3 protein-coding genes are annotated in these 6262 nt (G+C 33.4%); 2 read left to right on the top strand and 1 reads right to left on the bottom strand.

Annotation, left to right across the window (positions count from 1 at the left end):
- The first annotated feature begins 95 nt into the window (after positions 1-95).
- Positions 96-1511 (top strand): cryptochrome/photolyase family protein, encoded by a 1416-nt coding sequence (locus BU804_RS05650; RefSeq protein WP_075883326.1) that lies wholly within the window; start codon positions 96-98, stop codon positions 1509-1511.
- A 79-nt stretch (positions 1512-1590) separates the two neighbouring features.
- Positions 1591-2487, top strand: coding sequence for a TIGR01777 family oxidoreductase (locus BU804_RS05645; protein WP_044044849.1), 897 nt, complete (start codon positions 1591-1593; stop codon positions 2485-2487).
- 59 nt (positions 2488-2546) lie between these two features.
- Here the strand turns inward: BU804_RS05645 and BU804_RS05640 are convergent, their stop codons facing one another.
- Complete coding sequence (locus tag BU804_RS05640; RefSeq protein ID WP_075883325.1) at positions 2547-5981, bottom strand: hypothetical protein; 3435 nt, start codon at positions 5979-5981, stop codon at positions 2547-2549.
- Positions 5982-6262 lie beyond the last annotated feature (281 nt).

Here is a 6262-nt window from a genome sequence, read left to right as displayed (position 1 = left end):
AAGTTATTTTGACAAGTAATTTCTATATAAATTGTAGATTTTCTTTTTTTTATCGGATATACACAAAGGTAATAAAAATATTTTTTAGGTAGTTTATGGCAAATCCCTCCATTGTTTGGTTTCGACAAGATCTTCGTTTAGAAGATAATCCTGCTTTAAATGCTGCCGCTCAGAAAGGTGGGCCGGTCATTCCTGTATTTAATTGGGTTTTTAACCCAGAAAAAGAATGGCAATTAGGAGGTGCCAGTCAATGGTGGCTCTATTATTCTTTAATAAGTTTAAAAAATGATTTAAGTGAATTAGGTCTCTCTTTAATTATTCGAAAAGAAGATCCTTTAAAAAGTCTTTTAGAAATTGCTCACGAGACCGGAGCCGATACAATTTATTGGAATCGTCGTTATGAGCCTATGTTAATACAAGATGATGCTAAAATAAAAACAGAATTGCAAAAGCAGGGAATAAAAGCGCATAGTTTTAATGGGAATTTATTGTTTGAACCTTGGACCATTGCGAATAAACAAGGAAAACCTTTTCAAGTATTCACTCCATTTTGGAATCAGTGTTTAAAATTAAATGACCCAAAAATCCCTTTGCCCGTTCCACATTCGTTAAAAAAAATTGTAGGTCAACTTCAAACAGAGTCCATTGATTCTTTAAATCTATTACCTAAAATTAAATGGGATAAAGGACTTAAAGAAGTTTGGTCTCCCGGTGCTAAAAATGCTAAAGCTTTATTAAAAAAAGGATTAACAGGAGTTATAGATCAATACTTGGACATTCGCGATTTACCAGATCATGATGGAACATCCTTACTTTCTCCTTATTTGCATTTTGGAGAGATTTCTCCGCGCATGATTTGGCAGGCTGTCAAAGAAAATTCAACTTCGAAAGGAGCAGAGGGGTATTTAAGACAAATTGGCTGGAGAGAGTTTGCCCATCACTTACTTTATCATTTTCCAGAAACACCGCAAAAGCCATTAAGATCGCAGTTTAATTCCTTTTCTTGGAAAAATGATAAGCAAAATTTGAAAGCTTGGCAAAAAGGTCAGACAGGGTATCCTATTATTGATGCTGGGATGAGGCAACTTTGGAAAATAGGTTGGATGCATAATCGCGTCCGATTGATTGTCGGTTCTTTTTTAGTTAAAGATTTGATGACTCATTGGATTGAAGGAGCTAAATGGTTTTGGGATACATTAGTCGATGCTGATTTAGCGAATAATACAATGGGATGGCAATGGATTGCAGGCTGTGGTGCAGATGCAGCGCCTTATTTTCGTATTTTCAATCCTATTACGCAAGGTGAGAAATTTGATCCCGAAGGAAATTATGTCAAGAAATGGGTTCCAGAATTAATTAATCTTCCCAAGAAGTGGCTACATCAACCTTGGGAAGCTCCTGAAGAAATATTGAGACAGTCAGGAATTGAATTAGGAATAAACTATCCCAAACCTATAGTCAATCATGCGAAAGCTAGAGAAGAAGCTTTACAGGCTTACGCTCGCTTATAATTAAGATCTTTTAATAGTCTTTTGAAAGATTTATTAAAAACCGGAAAATAAACTTAGTTTTGACTGGAAAAGAATTAAAATGAAAATATTAGTTACAGGTTCGTCTGGCCTTATAGGATCAGCTTTGATTCCTTTTTTAAAATTGGGCCAACATCAGATTGCTAAACTTGTTAGAAAAAAAACTGGTTTAAAATCAGGTGAAATAGCTTGGGATCTTGAAAAAGGAATTATCAATCCAGAGTTATTGGAAGGAGTAGAGGCTGTCATTCATTTAGCGGGCGAAAATATTGCTTCCATTTGGACAGAAAAGAAAAAAAAGCAAATCTTAGAAAGTCGTGTTAAGGGAACAAAACTTCTTTGCCAAAATCTAATCCGCTTAAAATCCCCCCCAGAAGTTTTAATTAGCTCTTCTGCCATTGGTTATTACGGAGATCACTCAGATCAGATTCTGACAGAGCATAGCCCTAAGGGGCAGGGATTTTTAGCAGACGTTTGTCAGCAGTGGGAAGCGGCTACTCAATCTGCGACGGAGGCAGGAATTCGAACAGTTTTCTTAAGAACGGGAATCGTTTTAAGTACTCAAGGAGGAGCTTTAAAAAGTATGCTAACTCCTTTTAAATTGGGTTTAGGTGGAGAGTTGGGATCAGGAAAACAATATATGAGTTGGATTTCAATAGATGATTTGATTGGGATTATTTATTACGTGATTAGGCAAAAGGAATTGCAAGGAGCGATTAATGCTGTCAGCCCTAATCCAGTAACAAATCGAGAATTTACAAAAATACTTGGAACCGTATTACATCGACCTACTTTTTTTAAAATTCCCACATTTGTTTTAAAATGGATAGTAGGAGAAATGGCTGAAGAGGTATTGTTGAAAAGCCGAAGAGTGATTCCAGAGATCTTAGAAGACAAGGGTTTTCGTTTCGATCACCCTAACTTAAAAGAAGCTTTACAGTCCATACTAGCTTTCTAGTGAATAATCAATACCAAAACATAAAATATCGGATAATTTGGTATTGAAGAGTGGTTCGCCTATATTTCTTCTCTTGATAGTTGTATAGCTAAATCTAAATCTAAATCTGCTGTTTCTATTAAGCTAAGAGTTTGCTGATTAAGAAATTTTTCTAGTTTTTGTAAACTATATGTTTGCGCTAATTGGCTTAAAATGCTGATTTTAGTTTCCTCACATTGTTTTGCGATGGCAATTAATTTTTCCTCAAACAATTTTTTCCCTTTTTCATCATTTAATTTTTCAGCTAAGAAAAACATGTCGGTTGCATTATCTAAACTAAATTGCGAATGAATATGATTAATTAATTTATGAAAATAAATAGCTGGAAAATCTAAACATTCTGGACGTACCAATTCAGCAACTTGTCCAGCAACCTTCCAATCCAGATCTTCTTTAAAAGAACGACACTTGAATAAATCGATTAAAACAGTTACCGCTTCTACCGTTGCGCATTGATGAATTAAGGTTGTTCCCTCATTCTCACCACGTAAAACTTTTCTAAAGTAACTAGATTGAGTTGTTAATAAATTTTTAGAGGTTTGGAAAGAAATACCCTCTGTTTGGTCATCAGTTTGAAATAATAGGGTAAAATTTTCAGTATTAATATTAGGTTGACTTGGATCAACCTGGATTGTGATAGAAGTAAATTCTGTTTGAAAAATCACTTTTGGATAAATAGTTCTCAATAAAGAACAATTTTCTAGTTTTGTTTTGCCAACAACGATTTGATTTAAAGAATTTAAAATTTTCGGTTCGATTTTACCGGCAAGGATTTCATCATCGAAAGCTTTTTCTGTAATTTGTGTACATCCTTTTAGATTGAGAATGGAAATATTTAAGCGTTGAGGATTATCAACTAAGCAATGATATTCATCCAATTGTTTTTGATCTACATTTAAACGGGTAAGTAGTTGACTTAAGTCCTTATCTGTTAAAGTAGTGCAACCTTCTAAATCAATGCGATTGAGATGATGCAAGGGTTGGTTCTCATTTAAAATTTGTTCAAGTGTTTTATTTTTTAAATCTTTATCCCTAATTTTTAATGAAAGTTTCTCAAAAATAAGATTTTTACTTAAAAATTGTGTGTATACCCAAACATCATCAGCAGAAATTCCTGTATCCGAAATATCTATAATTAACTGAGAGTTTGCAATAAGGTAGTAACTATTTTCCAAAAATTGGATATTAATTCCTAAGCATCCACACAGGTCTATTTTTTCTATTTGAGGGCATTTTGTTATTAATGCCCGAATTCCCGTACCGGTCAAACTTGGACAGTTACGCAAACTTAATTCTTTTACATTAGGAAACTTTTCAACAAAGCTTACAAGATTTGAATCGTTTAATTCTCCGATACTGTCCGCAATGATTGATTGAACACTGGCTTGTGGTTGTAGATGCATATAATGATTGTCATGAAGCCATAGAACAACACTTTCAGGATCTAAAATTAAGTGATTAGGAGCAAATACGTGCGATTCTCCTCCTTGAGCAAGTGCAATTTGAAGAGTAGTGGCTGCCAAAGGAAGTCCTGTATAAAGAGCCATTGCGTAAGGTCTTGTCAGGGGCTGGTTTGCATAGAAACGGATAATTGCTTGTGGATCTGTAAATGTTGGCAATTGACTAAGCGAATAACTTCCTAGTGAAAGAGGAGGAAGGCTTAAAATTTTTAAAGAATTGAGCTTGGTTAAGAAAAAAAGCGCGTCTGTTGAAAGTTTTCCATTGTGAAGGACAAGTGTATGAAGAGAATTTAACAATCCTTCACTATAAATTTTCTCTAAGTCTAAAGTAGTAAAATCGCTCTGGTCCAGTGTTAATTGTTCCAAATAAATGAATTGAGGAAGTAGATGGTGTGCAAGCTCGAGAGGATAGCCCGATAAATCCACGTAAGATTGAGAAAGAATAGTACAAGGGATATCAATGTCTTTAGGTTGTTGAGAAGCAAATAAGCATTGCCGCATGACATCTAACGTTGGGCACAGCTGGAGCAATTGAGAAAAATACTTTGCTTCAATAGAGGCTTTTTTATGCAATTTTAAAGTTAACGATTTAAGATGAGGAAGTGAAAGTTGGGAAAGATTTTCAATTACATATTTTTCCTGTTCTTCTGATAAATTCATTTTGTTAAAATCTAAAATTTCTAAATCTGTTAAGGAAATAGAAGAAATTCTTTCTTTTAGCATAAGTAAATCTTTAAATGTGTCAAAAGTAAAGCATTCAAACTCGCATCGAATTTCTAAGGAAAGAGGCGTATAGTCTGCATGGGACTCTAAAAATTGTTTAAAATAGTTTAGTTGCTTATTGTCAAATTTAATGTGTCGTGGTTTTTGAAGGACTTGTCGTTCAGGAATTTTGCGATCAGATGAATCTGTAAAGACAAAATTCTGAATGTTACCAAGTTTTTGTAAACCAAATTTTAAAAACTCGGTTGAAGCTTTCCAATCGTCTGCTAGAACTGTTCCTGTTAAATCAATCGTTGAACCTTGAAAAAACAATGTTTTAAGTTTTAGAATTAATTCAAAAACTTCACGGCTGATGCCTGTTTCAGTTATAAAAGAGTCTTTGTAGGGTTTCAATTCTTTGAAAAATGTCAAACGAACAAAATCTTTACAAATCTTTTTTAATAACCGCATAAACTGACTATGATTCGCATCCTTTAAAGATTCCAAAGACTCTTTAGTTTCTAAACTTAATTTCGATAAATAAGTTTTAATGCGTTCAATAGATTTTTGTGATTGGTCTATGTCGAGGCAATTTTCACCCTTAACTTTTGTATCGTGGACTAATTTTTTTGTTTTTTTTCTTAATTCATTAATTTCTGAGCTAGGTATTCTAGTTGTTTCTTGGGGTAAATGTTCAGTTTCCATCTCGGTATTTGGTGAAGTTTTCATGTGGAAAGGAGTAGAAGTTTGAGGAAGCATTGAAGAGGAATTAGGAGAAATGGAATTTGGACTAGAGGATGTAACCTGTGTTGGAGAATCTGTGAGACGGCTTGAAGGTAGAGGAATTTGTGGCGGAGCTGGAGGGAGATGAGGTAAAGTTTTCAAAATAGAAATACGGTTATTTAATTCGCTATGATATTTTTTATGCGCTTGTTGTGTTTGCTTTTCAGCGGCTTCAATTCCATTTGCAAATAAGCAAGGAAGAATAAATTTAAAAATGGCAGGGGAATAATGCTCCAATTTTTTTAGAAACCACCGTTTCCAAGTATTTGTGTGACTGCAATATCTGGCATAAAATTTTTCTCCGTCGCAAAGGAGTAATTGTAAATGATCAATATTTTTCAAATTTGTTGCATGAGTACAAATTTGAGCAGAAGCCATCGCGTAAATTTGCGAAAGAGGAATTTCTTTTTTATTTGTCTTAGTGATTTTATTCCCTTTTATACCAATATAGAGATTAGATTTAAGAGCTTCATTAAATTGTTGATGGATATTTTGCAGTGAAATACTCATAAAGACCTTCTATAGTAAAATTCATATTAAAATGAATAAAAGGTTTATTGAAACATAAGCTTGTTAATATTTTATAAAGGAATATAGGTTTTTATTTATAATAAAATTTAATGATAATAGAATGAAAATAATTTGAAGAAACTTAAAATTTGTTCTTAGGATAAAAATTCCTTGGAGATAGAAGGAGTGCAATTTTTAATAGATTTTTAGAAGGTCAACACAAGGTCAACCTGATTTTTATTTATGGAAATAAATTTTTAGAGGAAATTAGGTCTATAAAA

The sequence above is a fragment of the Candidatus Protochlamydia sp. W-9 genome (genome assembly GCF_001950615.1).
GTDB lineage: Bacteria > Chlamydiota > Chlamydiia > Chlamydiales > Parachlamydiaceae > Protochlamydia > Protochlamydia amoebophila.
This window is presented reverse-complemented; position numbering and strand designations above follow the sequence as displayed.